Source organism: Mycobacterium simiae, assembly GCF_008370645.1.
In the GTDB taxonomy this organism is placed as follows: domain Bacteria; phylum Actinomycetota; class Actinomycetes; order Mycobacteriales; family Mycobacteriaceae; genus Mycobacterium; species Mycobacterium simiae_A.
In genome coordinates, this window is sequence record NZ_VTZN01000054.1 from 1 (window position 1) to 16,311 (window position 16,311).

The window sequence follows — 16,311 nt, forward strand, 5'->3', positions numbered from 1 at the left end:
TCGATGGGGCCATCGGGCGGCGGATGGTCGTGGTCGGGTCCGGCGTCGGGGGTGGGCGCGTCGGGGTCGCCCGCCGGGTCGGGGTCTGGGTCTGGGCCGAGGTCGGGGACGGGGTCGTCCAGATCGACTGGGGCGCTATGGGTTTGGGCCGTGGGATGGTCGTCGCCGCTGAGGTGGTAGCACGGCCCATCGCCGCCGTCTGCCGTGCCGGGGCGAGCGGAGACGTCCATCGCCGCGTGATCGCTCTCGCCGGGCTCCGGGGCATCCTGGTCGGCGGCCACCGCGTCGCCGAAGTCGTCACCGCGTCCGCCGTGATCGATGTCCTCGAGCCAGGCCTCGGTGGCGGCCCAGACAAGGTGAAGTTCGGGCTCGCCGGTCTGCCCGGTCATGGGAGAGACCGCCGCGGCGCCGACGCTGGCGCCGGTGGGGCGCCGCGGGGGGTGCGGCGGCGCCGCGCAGCCGGGGACATCGGGTCCGCCGCGCGACCCACCCTGTGGCCGGGCGCTCGGTGCTGGGCGGCGGTGCTCGCCGGATCGCCGGTGGCTCCGGACGCGGGCACCTGCTGTCGGCGGCTCGCCGCCCGCGCCACCCGCGCGACTGCGGCGGCTAGCATGGTTCCAGCAAAGTCACGCCAACGAGGAGCGGCGCATCGGTCAGGACGGCGAGCAGGTACACCGCGACGACCAATAATGCGACTCGGATAATCATGCGCATCGGCGGAACTCCTTTCCCGGCGTCAGCATAAGGGAAGCGGGAACAACTATTCCACCGCCGTAGCGAAATAACTTGTTCGGCTGTTACGGTCATCGGCGTGAAAGCATTATCGGTGGCCGGGGTTCGGCGGTCGTTCCTTTTTCCCGGGAACGACGTGGCGCGGCTGCGCTGCTTGCAAGGAGACCTGTTCGCGGCCAGCGGTCCGGCACGCTCAACGTGGCACACGGCCGGGCGGCGCGATGGCCGGCTGGCGCCGCGGACATCGGCCTGGCACGGCGTCGCGCCGGGTCGCCGGCACGGCTGCGCGCGGCGGGCGCTGTCGGCGCGGCATCCGGAATCGCGGACGTCTGAGCAGGTAGAATCCTGTTCTTCGACCGTCGATGCGGCGAAGCGGGATGCCGGGGGCACCAGGGAGACGGGCCGCGCGGCGGGCCTAAAAGAATTCCGCGCCGATGTCGCGCAACGTCGCAGCGACTCCTACACTGAGCCGGTACGGACCGCCGAGAGGACCGCCGATGCCGGTTCCTCCTGACCGGTTCGACGAGATCCGCCGCAAGTGGATCGCCCGCAACCAACGCACTTTCCTATTCCAGAAAAGGCGCGCGGAAATATTGGCGCGCCAAATACGCGACCGCGATACTTCCCGCACCGGAGCGCGGGTGGATCCGGCCGACGATGACGTTATTCATCAATGGTATGCGCGGCCGGTGAAAACGCCTTATGCGATGCTGGACTGGGCCATTCTCATGACCGCGGGAGCGCTCGCCCCGCTGGGCTGGCCGGCCGGCAAAGCGCTGTCAAAAAGCGTGGTCCAGCTAATCCCCGGCGAGCTTCGCGCCTATCCGGTCGCCGCGCTGCTGTGGTCGGCGGTGGCGGTGGGGCTGCCGCTGCCGCTGCTGTATGAGGCCGGGGACTCGCTGGCGTCGGCGGTGGGGGTTCCGTGGCTGCTGGCGCAGGTGCCCGCGGCGCTGCTGACCGCGGGCGTCTACGGGATCCTGGAGGGCTGGCTGGCCGTGGAGGGGGCGCGGGACTGGTGGCCGATGAACCCGCCCGATGAGTGCGACGACGTCGACTTCGGGTTCACCGGCCCCGACGACCTGACCGGGCCGGGGGTGTTCGAGACGCGGCGCGAGGACCCGCCCGGCGATCCGAGTCCGACCGGGAGGTCCTGAGCAATGCAGGTTCGCGGGGCCGCGCCCTACTGCGGGTTCGTGCGCGGGGACAACGGCGGCCTGGCGGTGGCCGAAACGCCCGCCCACGTGCTGGTCTCGGCACCCACCGAGACCGGCAAGACCCGCGGGGTGCTGGCGCCGGCGTCGGTGCTGTGGGGCGGGCCGGCGGTGTGCGTGTCGTCCAAGGACGACCTGATGTGGCTGGTGTGCCAGCGGCGCTGGGGCCCCAAGCAGATCATCGACCTGCGGCCCGACTACTCACCGGCCTATCCCGAGGGCGTCGAGGTGCGCTCGTTTGACCCGACGGCGCTGATCACCACCCCGGATCAGGCGGTGACCGCGGCGAACACCATGATGCAGATGTCGGCGGTGGGGCTGGGCTCGGGGATCGATCAGGTCTCCGATGCCGGGATCTGGGAGGCCAACACCGAGGCGCCGCTGGCCGCGATGCTGTACGCGGCCTCCCCGCGGGGCAACGCCAAGGGCATCGGGTGGGTGCTGCTGGCGGTGGACAACCTGCGCAAGGACGACAAGTCGCCGAATGCCCCGGGCTGGTACAGCGCGGCGCGCTGCGTGGGCGACCAGCCGCTGTTCCGCAACGCGCTGCTGCGCACGCTGGCCATGGACCCCCGCCAGCGCGACAGCATCGCCTTGACGATGCGCAAGGCCGTCACCCCGTGGATGCGGCTGGGGCTGCGCGGCATCACCGATCCGTGCTTCGACGAGTCGTTCCTGTGCCAACCCGATGCGACGCTGTTCCTCCTGGCGCCGGCCGAAGGTTCGATCGCCGGGGCGGCGGTGACCCTGCTCGAGCACCTGGTGCGCAGCTGGCGCGGCAAGACCGCCCGCAAGGAGATGATGCACCGGCTGCTGATCGTGATCGACGAGGCGGCCAACGTCGCCCCGATGCCCAACCTGCGCCGCCACGTCTCCGAAGGCCGCGGGCTGGGGGTCAACCTGCTGCTGTCGGTGCAGGCCTCCAGCCAGTTCGACACCGTCTACGGGACCAACTACGCCCGCGAGCTGCGCGACACGTTCCCGGCGGCGCTGATCATGTACGGGGCCGCGGAGATGGAGATGCTGCAGCGCGCCGAGCAGTGGTCACGCGAAACCACCCGCCGCCAGGAGACTTTCGATCAGGCCAGCGGCGGAAAGACCCTGTCCTCGCACCTGGCCAGCAGCCTGGACTACCGGCGGCTGCTGCCGGAAAACCGCGGCCGGGCCCGGCTGCTGCGGCGGGGAACCGCGGGGGTGATCACCGAGCTCCCCGACTGGCCGGACTTCGTCGCCAAATACGACCGCGCGGTGGCCAAGCTGCTGCAATTGGGTCAGCCGCGAAAGGCGCCGGAGACGCTGTGGGACTGGGTCGTTGAGCGTCACCGCCGCGCGGCGGCGGCGGTCAGGCAGTGAGAGTGTTTCGGAGCCTTGACATACCTGATCCCGACGGCCTTTCCGGCGGAGAGCTTCTGTCGTCATGATCGTGTGCGAGGCCCAGCACCGTGGATGCGTTTGCCGGGCTGGGGCTCGGGGTACGAGCGCATACGCACGGCCACAGGTCATGACGAACAGCTCAAATACGTTCTGTGGCACAACATCTTTGGATCACCTACCCAAGAGGAGCGGTCAGTGGAAGCCTCAACTCGATTCCCATGGCTTAGTGGGCTGGTAACTGCCTTGGCTGGCGTCCTGTGGCTGATCAAGGAGGTGATCGGCGGCGCGATCAGTCTGATCAACAGCGCCGTCGAGGCGTCGCCCCTGTAGGCGGCCCACCACGCCGTCGTCGCCGCGGCCGGTGAGCTATGGTTCGGCGCCTCGAACGCCGACAATCGTCGGTTAATCATTCGCCCAAGCGCCAAGTCGCGCCGACAACACCTGAGCGTCAGCGGACTTCGACTAAGGTGCCCAGCGCTGCAGCACGATTGGGCCGGCTATTTCCATGACTCTCAGCCGCGCCCGCGCTTAAGCTGATTGGAAATTCCAGTGCTGTGGTAGCGATAGCGGGCCATCTCGGTAGTCACCTCGTACTCGCGCGCAATCTGCTCGACAGAGGCTCCCCGCCGACCCGCCGACATCAGCAAGGGGCGCGGCAACAGCAACGTTCCCCCAAACACCGTCGCCTCTTCTTCCTCGTCGGGCTTGCAAGTGCGGAATGGCTGACCGTTGATCTGCCGCACTTCCGACAGTTTGTGATCCAACACGATATGTGCCAATTCGTGTGCTAGATCGCTATTTTGGCGGCCGACAGCGCGCAACGGGCTGACTACGATGATGCGCTTGTCGGCGATCTCGAAGGTAGCCGCCGAGAACGAAAACGATTGCAGCCGTTCGAGTTCTTCCAGGTCGGACATCGGAACCAACTGGTCGGCGTCGACGACCTTGACATCGAGATGCCTCGCGAGCGCACGAGGCTTCAAACCGTCGTGCGGCTGCAGCCCAAGCTCTTGTCGCAGACGGGATGATTCGCGTTCGGCGTGAGCCTTGAAACCGCGGCGTAGTGTCATAGGTCGCCGGCGGCGACCTTGCGCTCAAGCGCGCTATGCACCGCCGTCAGTAGTGCGTTAAGCCGCTCGGGGACGCCGGGTCGCAGGGTGGACGCCGCGCGCAGATGGCATGCAACGACCGGGCGGTCGTCGGCGTCGCGGGCAAGCACTTGGTACATGCTGCGCAGCATGTCGGTGATCTTCTCGGCCGCCTCCGGCCGTAAACGCGGATCGTTGTTGAGATGGCTGATCGCCAGTTCGATCGGCTCTACCTCGCGCGCAGGGACAGCGGCGAAAAAAAGGGTCGGGGCGACGCCGAGCCAGGCGCACAACAGCGTGAATGACGTGAGGTCTGGCTGCGAGCCGGCCTCCACCCGGGAAAAGGTGCTGAAGCTGACCCCGGCTTCCTGGGCGGCCTGACGTAGCGACAGCGAACCCCGCTGCTGTCGCAGCATCGTGCCCAACTGCGCGATGTCGAGCAGTTCTACCGGGCCAGCATCTTTCGGCTCAGGCAAGTCACGAGTCATTGGACTGTCGCAGGACGCACCGCCATCCGCTCATCGTAGGTGCTCTTAACCGCATCTTAGATGACACGACACGCTGATCCACATGCGCACCATGCATCTTTAGTGCAACACCATGCTATCGTCCTCAGCATGGTCGGCTCTACGGAAAGGACTTGGCCATGACCCGCAACCGAGTTGAGATCCACTTCACCATCGACGGTCAAGCATTCGTGACCGCCGACGACGATCAGGAAGCAGCCGCGCTGCTACGCCGCGCCAGTCGCGACCCGGCCAAGTTTGACCTGGCTCGCGTCGATGCCGAAGGTGACGAGCAGTTCTTCACCGACAGCGACATTGTGCGACTGCACGGTGGCGACCAGTTCGCAACCCGGGCTGTGTTGCACTTCACCATCGACGGCCGCCCATACCGCACTCGCGACGATGACCAAGAGGTCGCCGATTTACTGCGGCTAGCCGGCCTGGATCCTGCCCACAACGATCTGGCGCGTGTCGGGGATCCCTGTCCGCTGGATCCTGCGGCGCTAGTCAACATCCACGAGGGGGACCGGTTCGTCACCGCTCGCCGCCACCATCCGGTGGCGTAACCGTGGCGGGTGCAGCCGAGCACGGTCCGCAGCGGTTCCTGGCTGATCTAGCGGAGGCGGGTATCTCCGCACGCGTCGAGGGTGCGGTCATCATCTACAACGTGAGTCCCATCGCTGGCGCCCTGGCCGGAGTTGAGGTCACCACTGCGGTAAGTGTCAACGAACTGCAGTCCTGGCCAGTCACGGTCCCTCACTGGCTGCATTTCCCGGATTACGTCGTGTTCGCCACCACCAACAGCGACGTTAGCGACTGCCTGACCGGCTGGGTGCGGCACTCGCGGGACATCGGAGCCTTCAAAACCTCGATTCCGGTCGTGCACACCTGGTTGGCACATGTTCGCGGTGTGCTTTCCGATGCCAGACAGGCGGCCTGATTATGCGCTACGCAGTGGCGATGACAGCAGAAGTGGCCGAGCGCAGCCGTCAGCATCTGCTCCGTGCAGATGGCCAGGAAGACGTCGCGCTGGGCCTCTATAGCATCTCCAGCGGCCGCGACCGCACCACCCTCATCCTGCAATCACTGGTGCTGCCCCAACCCAACGAACGCCGCGTGCACGGCAATGCCTCCTTTTCCAGCGGTTACATTCTGCGTGCCGCTGCGCATGCCGCCAAGGCCGGCCGCGGCCTGGTGATGTTGCACAGTCATCCCGCCGGCCGTGGTTGGCAATGGCTGAGCACCACTGACCACACCACCGAACAGGGTGCAGCCCATATCGGCGTGGAATACACCGGCCATCCGCTGCTGGGAATGACTCTGGGCGGAGCCGACACAACCTGGTCGGCGCGGCTATGGCAGCACGGTGAGTCCCCGCCACTGTGGGTCGAGTCGGTGCGCGTGGTAGGGCCAGTGTTGGCGGTGTCGTGGAACGACGAACTACGCCCGGCAGCGGTGCCCACCGCATCCCAAGTGCGAACCGTCGCTGCGTGGGGACCCACATGCCACGCAAACATGACCCGGCTGCGGACGCTGGTCGTCGGCGTGGGCAGCGTCGGACTCGACGTAGCCCAGAGGTTGGCCGCGACCGGTATCACGGACATCGGAGTGATGGACCCCGACGTCGTCGAGGAACTCAACCTAGACCGGATGATCGGCGCGACGCGTGGCGATGCGCGCCGCCGCCGTCACAAAGTCGACGTCGCGATGCGCACCATGCGGGCCGCTGCGACGGCGGCCTGGCCGCGCTTCCGGTCCTTCCCGATCAGCATTTGCACACCCGAAGGGCTGGCGCACGCACTGGACTACGACGTCATATTCTCCTGCGTGGACCGTCCGTGGCCCCGTGCTGTACTCAACGGTATCGCCTACGCTGACCTGATCCCCGTCATCGACGGCGGCCTAGCCCTGCAGACCTTCGACGACCAGACGATGCGTTCGGGAAGTTGGCGCGCCCACACACTGGTTCCGGGCCGTCCTTGCATGGCCTGCATCCACCAGATCGAGCCAACCGAGGTGATGCTCGATCAACAGGGTCTGCTCGATGCACCTGACTACATCGAGCAGACCGGACGTACACCGTCAGTGGGTGGTGCACCCAATGTTGCCGCCTATTCCGCGTCGCTCAGCGCCGCGCTGCTGGCGCAGTTCATCAATCTGGCGGCCCAACCCGGCGGCCAAGGGATCCCACCCCCGCTGCGTTACCTGCTGGCGTCTCATGATCTGCACCGCCTTGAGTTCACCTCCGGCAAGCATTGCCCTTACGAGGCCGGCATCGCCCTCGGCGACGATCGGGCACCGTTGACCGCGGCCGGACCTCAAGCAACCGAAGAGCGACGAAGCCGTTGCTGGCGACACGCTTTGGCCCACCGGATCGCCGGCGTGTTGCGCAGCTCGGCGGACAAGCTTGATTGAGCTTGCCCACTGGTCGTGCAGCAGGCAAATTCCTCGAAAAGTTGTGACTCGCACATCGAAGGCGAGGCGTCGCATCGCCGCATCATTGCTTGTCGCGGCACAGCCCGACGAGGTCGCAACTCGCACATGTCGAGCACCAGGATGCGAGACGGTTCAAATTGGAGGACCGCAGCGATTCGCCGGCCGACTTGATTCGTGCCTTCACCTCCGTCAGGAGGGACTGTTCGACCTCCTCGCGGGTGCTCTTACCCACTTCGTCGAGATTGAGCACCTCGATCAGATCGGCATTCTGCCCGGTGAGCTCTTCGTAGCCGACCGCGTAGACGTGCAACTGGTCGCGAGTGACATCTTCTGGCTGAGCTCGGTCAGTGGACTTGAAGTCGACAATGGATAGTTCGTCAGTATCCAATCGACGGATAAGGTCGATTCGCCCGTCCACAGTAATACCCGGCGCGATGTGGACCTGGATCTGCTTCTCCGAGTGGACCGTTCGTGAGATCTCCGCGCCGTGAACAGCGAAGTAGCGCTCGATGGCAGCTACGGCAGATTTCTCGAGAGCACTTCGCAATTCTGGGTAAGCGAACGGGGTGTGGAGGTGGCGGGCGATGAGCTCTTTGGCGGCCGACACGTCGACGATCTCTCCGTTAACCGCCTTCTTGTGCACCTCGCTGAGTGCATCGTGCAGGCCCTTACCGTAGCCCAGCGCTTCGTGGAGCGGTGGATTGAAACCGTAGAGGAACCGAAGCTTGAATGAGTACGGGCATTCGAACAGGTACCTCAACTCAGAGAATGAGAATGTAACCTGCGGAACATCTTGCAGTGCCCGCGGTTCGATTCGCGCCGGCAGCGGAGTTGAGCTCGGCCGAGTCGAGACCCAGCTCTGGTTAGCGGAGTGATCAAAAAGTTCTGACCGGTTCCTGTAGAGCTGGTTGGGACCCGGAGAGAACGTCAGGGCGAGGTACTTCTGGGCGCGCGTGACTGCCACGTAGTACAGCCGCGTTTCGTCTTCGACAGTCCCACGGTAGCGATCGGCATCGGCGATCGCCGTATCTGGGATTACATGAAAGACGCTGAGGCCGCCGTGGCGTTTCGAAGGGAACCGATTTCGCCGCATACACGGCACGAACACGGCGGGCCACTGCATCCCTTTGGCTTGGTGCACGGTGGACAATGTCACCGCATCCGGTGTGGCGTAGCCGACGTCAGCGTCTGACTCTGCGTAGTAGTCGGGGGCCTGGTGATCAAGCCATTTGACGAACGCTGTGTACTTCTCCTCCGGCGCGGTGTTGAAGTAGATCTGCTCGAAATCGGAGATCACCTGGCTAAACTTGCCGAGCTGGTAGAAAACCAGCTCGCCTCTGCCCGGGGGACCGGGAACCGTCTCTTCCCGAAGTTGCAGCGCCTCTAGGAAATCCAGATAGACGCGCTGAATATTGTAGACCCCCCAACGCTCGCCGCGACCGAAGTCGCGGCCCTTCTCCAACACCGAGACCGCGCTGCGCCACTGGTCGGGGCTCGCAAGCAGATTCGCGTTCGTCCATAGTGCGCGCAGATCGGTTTCCGATATTTCGCCGACCATCATGCGGAAAGCGCCGACTACGGCCTTGATCTCAAGACTGTCGAACAGGCGGTTGAGACCCTTGACGACGTAGGGGATTCCGCGACGCTGCAGCTCCGCTACTAGTTCGTCGGCGTCCTTGGAGACCGAACGGTAGAGCACGGCAAAGTCAGACCAAGACAGACCGCGCTCTTCCACCCCCGGGTTGTCACGGAACGGCACACCGCGCAACTCCAGGATGCGATCACATATCCATGCGGCTTCGGCGATCGGATCGTCAAAGGTGAGCGCAAGCAAGTCACCACGTGCCCAAGTCTGATTGTCCGCGCTAACCATCGCCTTCGCGAGCCGTTCACCCGCGGGAATAAGTTGTGCGACTGATCTTCCGAGTTCTACCACGCCTCTGCTGGAGCGGAAGTTCTCAGCCAGTGTGACTTGCTTGACGCCGGAGTGGCGGTCAGTAAACGTGATGATGTTGGCGACCTGGCTGCCTCGCCATTGATAGATCGTCTGGTCGTCGTCGCCCACGACACACAAGTTCGCGCCGAATTCGACCAGCCCAGCGACTAATCGCTCTTGCAGAGCGTTGACATCCTGGTACTCATCGACCACGAGGTAGCGAATCTCGTCTCGAATGTGCGCTTGCACGACCCTCGCGTCTTCTTCCGTCGATGGGTCGGCTTCGAGCAGCTGAACGACGAGGTTGATCATCTCGGTGAAGTCGAACTCAGCATGCGAGTACAACAGCTTCGAATAGGACGCGAACGAATCCCAAACCCCCTCTGGGACAAGCTCGCCGGTGACGATGTCCTCACGCATGATGCTCATCACTTGCAGGAAGAGCCGAGAGTGGACGTAGCGACGCAGTGTGGGAACTCTTTCCGAGGAAGTCGGGCAAGTCGTCAGTCCGGACTTCTTGCTGTTCCGGTCGACGAGCAGCCGAGCTGTAATCTCGGTGAGAACGGAGAATTTGAACGTGTCGGGGACAAGCCGCTGCAGCAAGTCCAGGCAGTAACCGTGCATGGTGCCGATGTACATCTCCGCCATGCCCGTGACGTCACCATGAAGTTCGGCGACCACACGCAAGACCCGGTCCTTGAGCTCAGCCGCTGCCTTCTCGGTAAAAGTGAAGGCAATAATGTTGTGGGGGTCAGTGTCTGGTAGCGACAAGATGTTCGCAATGCGTTGCGCGATTACCTGTGTCTTGCCCGAACCCGCGCAGGCGATGATCTGCAACGGGCGATCCAGGCAGTCGATCGCCTCTCGCTGTGACTCTGTGTAGACAGTCAACTGAGGCTCACACTTCGAAGATCTTCATGACTTCGTCGCCGTAGTCGTTGATGACCTTGACGGCGATCTTGCCGGTGTCCGGCTTGTGAAATGGACGGGAGGCGTCGGAGTTCAAGGACGCCCACGCATCCGCGTCGATATCGGCTTTAAGAGCGGTCTTCAGCCGCTTGTAAGGGTCGTTGCCGCCGGTGAAGTAGCAGTGCCTCACGAAGAACGACTCGCCGTTGTAGTTCGTGTCGATCATCCACAGCGCGACCCGGCTGGTGTCGTTACTGCGAACCTGGCCGGTGGTCGGGTCGTAAACGTCGACCCCCTTCAGGTTGACTACGTAGCCGTTGACGGTCTCCTCGACGTCGATGTCGGGCTCGCCGAACACGGTAAATAGATTGCCGGCGCCCGTCTTCTTCAGCTCCTCGCCCATCAGCAGATCGGCGTTCATTCGCACCATCAGGACCGGCAGTCGCCCCAGTCTGCGGGTCGCCGCCACACTGGCAAAACCCTCGTCAGAAGCATCGACGGTGACGCCGTCCTGTTCGGTGATGCCGGTGACTTGTGGATCGAAGGCAAATCCGAGTACGCAGAGCAGATCAACGTCCTCTGCGTTAATCGCTTCGCGAGCAGCGCTTTTGACGAACGATGCGCTCACCGTACCGTACTGCGGTCCAAGCGCGATTGCAACGTGGACCGGCTCATCCTGGGCGGACCCAGCCTGGTTGTCCGGTAACGAAATCTTGCGTTCACCAATCGCTTGGATGTACTCGCCGGCGTACGTTTCGAAGGCCGCGAAGGTGATTCGCTCGTTGCGACGGCCGTTCTGGATTCCTGCTTTGGCAAGATTCTCGAGGATCGATTGCTCGAAGTTCGGCCCATTCGCATCCATCGCCGCCTCGGTCTCGCCGCGAGACTCCGCCATGGCGTCGGTGCCGCCGGCAAACGCGACCGAGCGGTGGGGGCTGAGCGATTCGACCGTGAACGGACCGGCGACGCGCACCTTCTTGGTGTCCTCGTAAGGTCTATCGTGGAGCAGTTCGAAATCGGCGTGCCGCTTGATCGCTGCGTCGATCTCTTCGCGATTCATTCCTTCCGTGATGTCGGGGTTGTTCGCGATCGACTTGAGAGTGATGTGCTGAACTCTCTCGTAGACAAAGCCGTGCCTGAGATCACCCGTAAACTGCTGACGCGGAAGGGATTGCGCGGTGAGTGACTGCTCCTTGGCGTAACCCTCCGGAGTGTCAGCAAGGAGGTACCAGGGATACTTCGCCCCCATGATTCGCTGGCGAGCGAGGGCAAGAGCGACGCGCGAGGTATCGATGGTGATCCAGCGACGTCCCCACTGTTCGGCCACGAAAGCCGTTGTGCCACTTCCGCATGTCGGATCGAGGACAAGGTCACCCGGGTCGGTACACATGAGCATGCAACGCTCGATGACCTTGGTGTTCGTCTGAACCACATAGATCTTCGGGTCGCCGAACCCCGCCGTCGTAGTGTCATCCCAGAAATTCGTCAGGCTGCTCACCGAAAAGTCGTCGAAATACCGTATGTAGTAAAGAGTGTTCGCTGCTCCGGTCAGGCGATTGGCCTGCCGTAGCTTCTGCATACCTGCGACATTCGTCTTCCATCCACCCTTCGTCGGCCGGAAAGTTCCCTCGGGAATCGTCACCGGGAAGACGGTCGTCTGTCCCACACGCGTGGTCTGTGATGTCGTTGGACCCCGACGAAACACTCGGCCCGACACGGGCACGATGCCGGACTGTTCATCCGGTCGCATCCGGCGCCGGGTTCCGTCGGGTTCTTCCACACTGGTGTATGCGGTTCCAGAATCAGAAAATGACTTCCGCTGGTAGAGCGTACGGTACTTCACGCGATCCAGGTTCTTGGCGTACCAGACGATGAAGCTATTTACCGCAGGTAGTACATTCGTGCCGCCGGCAAAACTTCCCGCACCACTCGTCGTTTTGAAGCTGATCACCGAGCAGAAGTTCTCACTCCCAAATATCTCATCCATCAGACTGCGCACCAGATGCACGTTCTCGTCGCCGATCTGGACGAAGCACGAGCCGGACTCAGCGAGGATTTCCCGCGCCACTAACAACCGATCGCGCAAATACGTGAGGTACGAATGGATGCCCAGTTCCCACGTGTCCCGAAAGGCCTTGATCTGCTCCGCCTCTCGGGCGGCGTCTTGGAGTTTTCCATCCTTGACGTCGCGGTTTCGAGCCGAGACCTGCCAGTTAGAACCGAACTTAATTCCATACGGCGGGTCGACGTAGACCATCTGGACCTTGGCGCGTAACTTCTCCCGCTCAGCTAGGGACGCCATCACCTGCAGCGAGTCACCCAGGATCATCCGGTTGGACCAGTTTGCTTCGTGCCTGTAGAAGTCGACTTGGTCCAATTCGTTGAGCCCGTCGAACGAGTCGAAGAGGGCTAGTTCGGGTTCATCTTCAGGACGCTCGGCGGTGCGTCGCAGGTTCTCGATCAGCACGCGCGGGTCGATCTTCTCCTGGATGTAGATCGGTGGCGCGTCGGTGATCAGATCCTCGCCAGCACCGTCGGAGCCATACTTGCCAAGCCAAACCAACTGCGGATCAAGGCTTTCGTCACGTTCGTGCCGAACCTTGCGAATCTGTTCGATCTCCGGTCCCACAAAGTCGTGCGCATCCGCGGTGGGGATGTTCGTCCGCTTGTTCCGGTGGGCCAGCGCATCTACCGGGGTCGGTCCCTGCGCCGCCTTCTTACGCGCCACGAGCGCTCCTTCGGTCGGCAAAGTCCAACAGATCAGGATCGCCGACGATCGGCGCGTCCTCGTAAAGCAGGCGGAATGCGTCAGCCAGACGTGGCTTGAACTCAAGAGGATTCGTCATTTCGGTATACCCCCACCGACCGAATCCCCCGTGATTGTTGACAGCCACACACCATGCGTTGCGTGCCGTCTGTGCTTTCGCCTTGGTAGGTCCGGGGCTCTTCTGGCTTCCTGACACCTCGATGATCAGGGTCCGGACAACGTCACCGGGATCACGCTGCTTCAGCCGCACCAGAAAATCCGGCACGTAGGAGTGGCTGCGCCCCTTGTGGACATACGGGATGGTGAATCCGAGGTGGTCGTTCTTCACATAAGCAGCGACATTGGTGTTGAGTTCCAACTCTGCCGCCAGCAGTTGCTCCCAGGTGTTCCCGTGCTGCCCGTCAAGGGTGACGTGTGAAACTTCCGACTTCTCGGTCGGCACGGTGGCCTTACGGGTCGGGAAATCGACTTCCCCCGTGGAGCCTTCGGGGTCGAAGCGGTTGAGCATAGGCCGGAGGCGGGTGCGCCGATGACCGATCTGGCGGACGACCGCGCTCCAGATCGCCTCGCATGCCACTACCTGTGTCTCGGTAATCGTCATGAGATGACCGAGGTCAAAGCCCTCCGCGACAGTTACGCGCTGGTCAAGCCATTGACTACTGATGCGTACCAGCTCGGGAAACCGCCATGGCTGTCGGTCGCCGCCGATGTTGAACTGGCTGTCCATGATCCGTTTGGCCAGTGCAAACGCGACTTCCTGGCGGCGGTATCGTCGCCGGTCCCCGCTTTCGCGTTCCTGTTCTCCCACGACGCCTTGCATCTCCACCCATCGGGGCACGGTGTTCGGTCCAACCTCGAACGGTTCCACATCCTCTGAGTCCAGCCAGATCGTGGAGTCGGGCATTTCGACGCGGTAGCCGTCGAGCTTGGGAAACGCAATCCGTAGGTGCTCACGGCCGTCAACCGCTCTCACCTCAATTACGGGTTTGGGTGGTTTCGGGTCTGGAGCGGGCTTGTCCGACGGAATGAACTGGAAGGGAATTCCGTAGACGTTGGCGTATTCGGGCTCGAAGCAGTCTGTGTCCGGGTTGACCGCGTAGGAACGGCGCCGTAGTCCTCGCCCCACCACCTGTTCGCAGAGCAATTGGCTTCGGAATGCCCGGACTCCCAGGATGTGGGTCACGGTGTTGGTGTCCCAGCCCTCGGTCAGCATCGAAACGCTCACCACGCAGCGCACCTGCTCACCGAGCTTGCCCTTCTTGCCGACGGTGTTCATCACCTCGCGCAGGAGTTCGTCCTCGGTGATCTTGTCCACGTCAGCGCCCGGGTTTCGCAACCGGTACTCGGACTTAAATGCGGCGATCTCGCCGGCGGCCGCCTGTTTGAAGTCGGGTTTCATCCCTTCGCCCGACTCCAGTTGCGCGGAGTCGATCAGGATCGTGCGGGGCCGGGCCAAAGGCTCGCCATCGACCACGTTGCTCAGGAGCTCAAGATTGCCAGGCTTGTGCACGCTTGTCCCACCGTTGGCATGGACCTCTTCGCCGGCGATCCAGTCGTAGACCAGCTTGCTTACCGTGGTATTCGGGCACACCACGATGAACACCGGCGGCGTCTCACCGTGCTGTTGCAGCGTGGACTCCCAGTGCGCGAACGCCTTGGCGTAGCTGCGGTGCAGACTGTGCAGCGCCCCTTCGAGCTCTGGCGCCGGAATCCAGTTGCCGACAGAGGTTTTCACCGCTCGCTTGGATAGCTCTTCCCCGATGAAGTCCCACAGCCGCAGGTAGGTTACTAAGGCGTGGTCGGCGTCGTCGTCTACAGGGGTGCGCGGCACCTTCACGATTCCGGACTCAATGGCATCCATTAGGGAGAAGTCGCTGACCGTCCACGGGAACAAGTGGCCTTCGTTGTAGCCAGAGCCGGACAGGTAGTACGGGGTGGCTGACAAGTCGTAGATCTGCTTGATTCCGACGGTCTTAGCCACCGCCTGCAAGCCCTTGAACCAGACCCTTGCTTCGGCGTTGGCGTCTTTCTCCTCGGCGCTTAACTTTTCACCCGAGGTGACCGGCCGGTCTTGATAGCAGTGGTGTGCTTCGTCGTTCAGCACAATGACTTGTTGCTTGTCCGTAACGGTGCCGCCGTGGTCACGCAGCACGCGTGTGACCATGGCCTGAGGAGACTCCTTGAACGGATCATCGGTGCGGTCGCCCTTGAGCAGCAGCCGGGTGTTTCGGGCGACGTTGCGAATCTCCTTGGCGTCTTTCAGTTGGAACGCGTGATAATTGGTGATCACGATGCGGGCATGGTCGAGGCCGCCCTTCAGGTCGGCCGGAATGAGGTCGCGGAGGTCGTAGTAGTTCTCGGTGTCTTCGGGCAGGAGGACACGTAAACGGTCCTTGATGGTGATGCCCGGGGTCACGATCAGGAATCGGTTGCTGAACCGAGCATCCCTCGGCGCTTGAACCTTGTTCAGCGTTTGCCAGGCGATGAGCATCGCCATTACCACCGTCTTGCCTGAGCCTGTCGCCATCTTCAACGCGATCCGCGGCAGACCTGAGTTGTGAGCATCGTTTTCTGGTTCGAGCCTTCGCCGCCAATCCGTCGTGCCCTTGCGGCCCGCAACCTCGGTGAGGAAGATCGCGGTCTCGGCTGCCTCGCGCTGACAGAACAGCACGCGGTTCTCTCGCCTGGGGTCAGCCCAGTGCTGCAGCAGTTTGCGACTGACCGGCGTGACACCCAGATACTGCCCATCCCTGCGCCAGCGGTCGATATCACGACGCAAATCGTTGATCAATGTGTTTCGCTGGCGCCGCTCACCCGTAGCGTCGAAGTCGAATTCGGTCTGGCTGTTGTCCTCTCCCTTCTTGGAGATGGCGATCGGGATGAACGACTCACTTGGACGGCGGCCGATTCGAATCTCGCCAGTCGGGCCCTTGGGGCCAACCTCGTAGTAGCTGTCTGGCTGAACGTAGGGCGAGTTCAGGATCGGATTCTCGATCGCTTCACTCATCCTGCCCGCCTCCTTCGTCCGCCTACGGCTGCTGGCATTGGTCCCACCCGATCCTAGGCAACGGCAGCAATGTCCTCTGGGAATTTATGGCAGGGAGTCCCCAAACCCGTCTGCTCACACGTGCAGGGTGATAGCCACTCACGCAAAACGGGTCAGGGACGGTAGTGCGCGGGCCGCCGGCTATGGGACGGAACCTCCACCATGTCGCTGAGCTCGCCGTCCGCCGCGGCGGGCCACGACAACCCGCGCAGCCTGGCGGCTTCGAGCCGAACCGGGCAGCGGTTGACATGATAGGCCGCTCAGCGCTTGGGCGCACAGCCCGGAGTTCGAGGCGGTTCTCGTGAT

13 protein-coding genes are annotated in these 16,311 nt (G+C 63.1%); 7 read left to right on the top strand and 6 right to left on the bottom strand.

Features of this window, described 5'->3' with window-relative positions; genetic code table 11:
- On the bottom strand, nucleotides 1–389 hold a 389-nt coding region (locus tag F0Q45_RS11035; protein WP_188112877.1), incomplete at its 3' end, for a hypothetical protein.
- 422 nt (nucleotides 390–811) lie between these two features.
- On the opposite strand from F0Q45_RS11035, the gene F0Q45_RS11040 reads away from it, so the two are divergent.
- From F0Q45_RS11040 to F0Q45_RS29195, 4 genes are all read left to right on the top strand, one after another.
- Nucleotides 812–1,246: a hypothetical protein gene (locus F0Q45_RS11040; protein ID WP_149653994.1), complete on the top strand. Its 435-nt coding sequence runs from the start codon at nucleotides 812–814 to the stop codon at nucleotides 1,244–1,246.
- Complete coding sequence (locus tag F0Q45_RS11045) at nucleotides 1,230–1,886, top strand: hypothetical protein (RefSeq protein ID WP_149653995.1); 657 nt, start codon at nucleotides 1,230–1,232, stop codon at nucleotides 1,884–1,886. The genes F0Q45_RS11040 and F0Q45_RS11045 overlap by 17 nt, the downstream gene beginning before the upstream one ends.
- A gap of 3 nt (nucleotides 1,887–1,889) precedes the next feature.
- Nucleotides 1,890–3,296 carry a type IV secretory system conjugative DNA transfer family protein gene (locus F0Q45_RS11050; RefSeq protein ID WP_149653996.1) on the top strand — a complete coding sequence of 469 codons (1,407 nt, stop codon included), beginning with the start codon at nucleotides 1,890–1,892 and terminating at the stop codon, nucleotides 3,294–3,296.
- Between the two features lie 216 nt (nucleotides 3,297–3,512).
- Nucleotides 3,513–3,647: a hypothetical protein gene (locus tag F0Q45_RS29195; RefSeq protein WP_262490948.1), complete on the top strand. Its 135-nt coding sequence runs from the start codon at nucleotides 3,513–3,515 to the stop codon at nucleotides 3,645–3,647.
- Between the two features lie 182 nt (nucleotides 3,648–3,829).
- Here F0Q45_RS29195 and F0Q45_RS11055 read toward each other — a convergent pair whose 3' ends face one another.
- Nucleotides 3,830–4,234 (bottom strand): ImmA/IrrE family metallo-endopeptidase, encoded by a 405-nt coding sequence (locus F0Q45_RS11055; RefSeq protein WP_373424954.1) that lies wholly within the window; start codon nucleotides 4,232–4,234, stop codon nucleotides 3,830–3,832.
- Between the two features lie 149 nt (nucleotides 4,235–4,383).
- A complete protein-coding gene (locus tag F0Q45_RS11060; RefSeq protein ID WP_223163895.1) occupies nucleotides 4,384–4,881 on the bottom strand; it encodes a helix-turn-helix domain-containing protein in 498 nt (165 codons plus the stop codon).
- A gap of 170 nt (nucleotides 4,882–5,051) precedes the next feature.
- Between F0Q45_RS11060 and F0Q45_RS11065 the strand changes: the two genes are divergently transcribed.
- From F0Q45_RS11065 to F0Q45_RS11075, 3 genes are read left to right on the top strand one after another with little or no spacing between them, the layout of a single operon-like run.
- Entirely contained in the window at nucleotides 5,052–5,477 is a 426-nt protein-coding gene (locus tag F0Q45_RS11065) for a hypothetical protein (protein WP_149653999.1), read from the top strand.
- Between the two features lie 2 nt (nucleotides 5,478–5,479).
- On the top strand, nucleotides 5,480–5,851 hold the full coding sequence (locus F0Q45_RS11070; protein WP_149654000.1) for a hypothetical protein: 372 nt from the start codon (nucleotides 5,480–5,482) through the stop codon (nucleotides 5,849–5,851).
- Between the two features lie 20 nt (nucleotides 5,852–5,871).
- Complete coding sequence (locus tag F0Q45_RS11075; RefSeq protein ID WP_188112878.1) at nucleotides 5,872–7,326, top strand: ThiF family adenylyltransferase; 1,455 nt, start codon at nucleotides 5,872–5,874, stop codon at nucleotides 7,324–7,326.
- 82 nt (nucleotides 7,327–7,408) lie between these two features.
- Here F0Q45_RS11075 and F0Q45_RS11080 read toward each other — a convergent pair whose 3' ends face one another.
- From F0Q45_RS11080 to F0Q45_RS11090, 3 genes are read right to left on the bottom strand one after another with little or no spacing between them, the layout of a single operon-like run.
- Nucleotides 7,409–10,174 (bottom strand): ATP-dependent helicase, encoded by a 2,766-nt coding sequence (locus F0Q45_RS11080; protein WP_149654002.1) that lies wholly within the window; start codon nucleotides 10,172–10,174, stop codon nucleotides 7,409–7,411.
- Nucleotides 10,175–10,181: 7 nt separating this feature from the next.
- Nucleotides 10,182–12,920 (bottom strand): site-specific DNA-methyltransferase, encoded by a 2,739-nt coding sequence (locus F0Q45_RS11085; RefSeq protein WP_149654003.1) that lies wholly within the window; start codon nucleotides 12,918–12,920, stop codon nucleotides 10,182–10,184.
- Nucleotides 12,910–15,966: a BPTD_3080 family restriction endonuclease gene (locus F0Q45_RS11090; protein WP_149654004.1), complete on the bottom strand. Its 3,057-nt coding sequence runs from the start codon at nucleotides 15,964–15,966 to the stop codon at nucleotides 12,910–12,912. The genes F0Q45_RS11085 and F0Q45_RS11090 overlap by 11 nt, the downstream gene beginning before the upstream one ends.
- Nucleotides 15,967–16,311 lie beyond the last annotated feature (345 nt).

What these genes read in the sequence shown, in the direction of transcription:
- F0Q45_RS11090 (WP_149654004.1), bottom strand. Translation starts at nt 15,966, where the DNA reads ATGAGTGAAGCGATCGAGAATCCGATCCTGAACTCGCCCTACGTTCAG.
- F0Q45_RS11050 (WP_149653996.1), top strand. Translation starts at nt 1,890, where the DNA reads ATGCAGGTTCGCGGGGCCGCGCCCTACTGCGGGTTCGTGCGCGGGGAC.
- F0Q45_RS11065 (WP_149653999.1), top strand. Translation starts at nt 5,052, where the DNA reads ATGACCCGCAACCGAGTTGAGATCCACTTCACCATCGACGGTCAAGCA.
- F0Q45_RS11075 (WP_188112878.1), top strand. Translation starts at nt 5,872, where the DNA reads ATGACAGCAGAAGTGGCCGAGCGCAGCCGTCAGCATCTGCTCCGTGCA.
- F0Q45_RS11055 (WP_373424954.1), bottom strand. Translation starts at nt 4,234, where the DNA reads ATGTCCGACCTGGAAGAACTCGAACGGCTGCAATCGTTTTCGTTCTCG.
- F0Q45_RS11045 (WP_149653995.1), top strand. Translation starts at nt 1,230, where the DNA reads ATGCCGGTTCCTCCTGACCGGTTCGACGAGATCCGCCGCAAGTGGATC.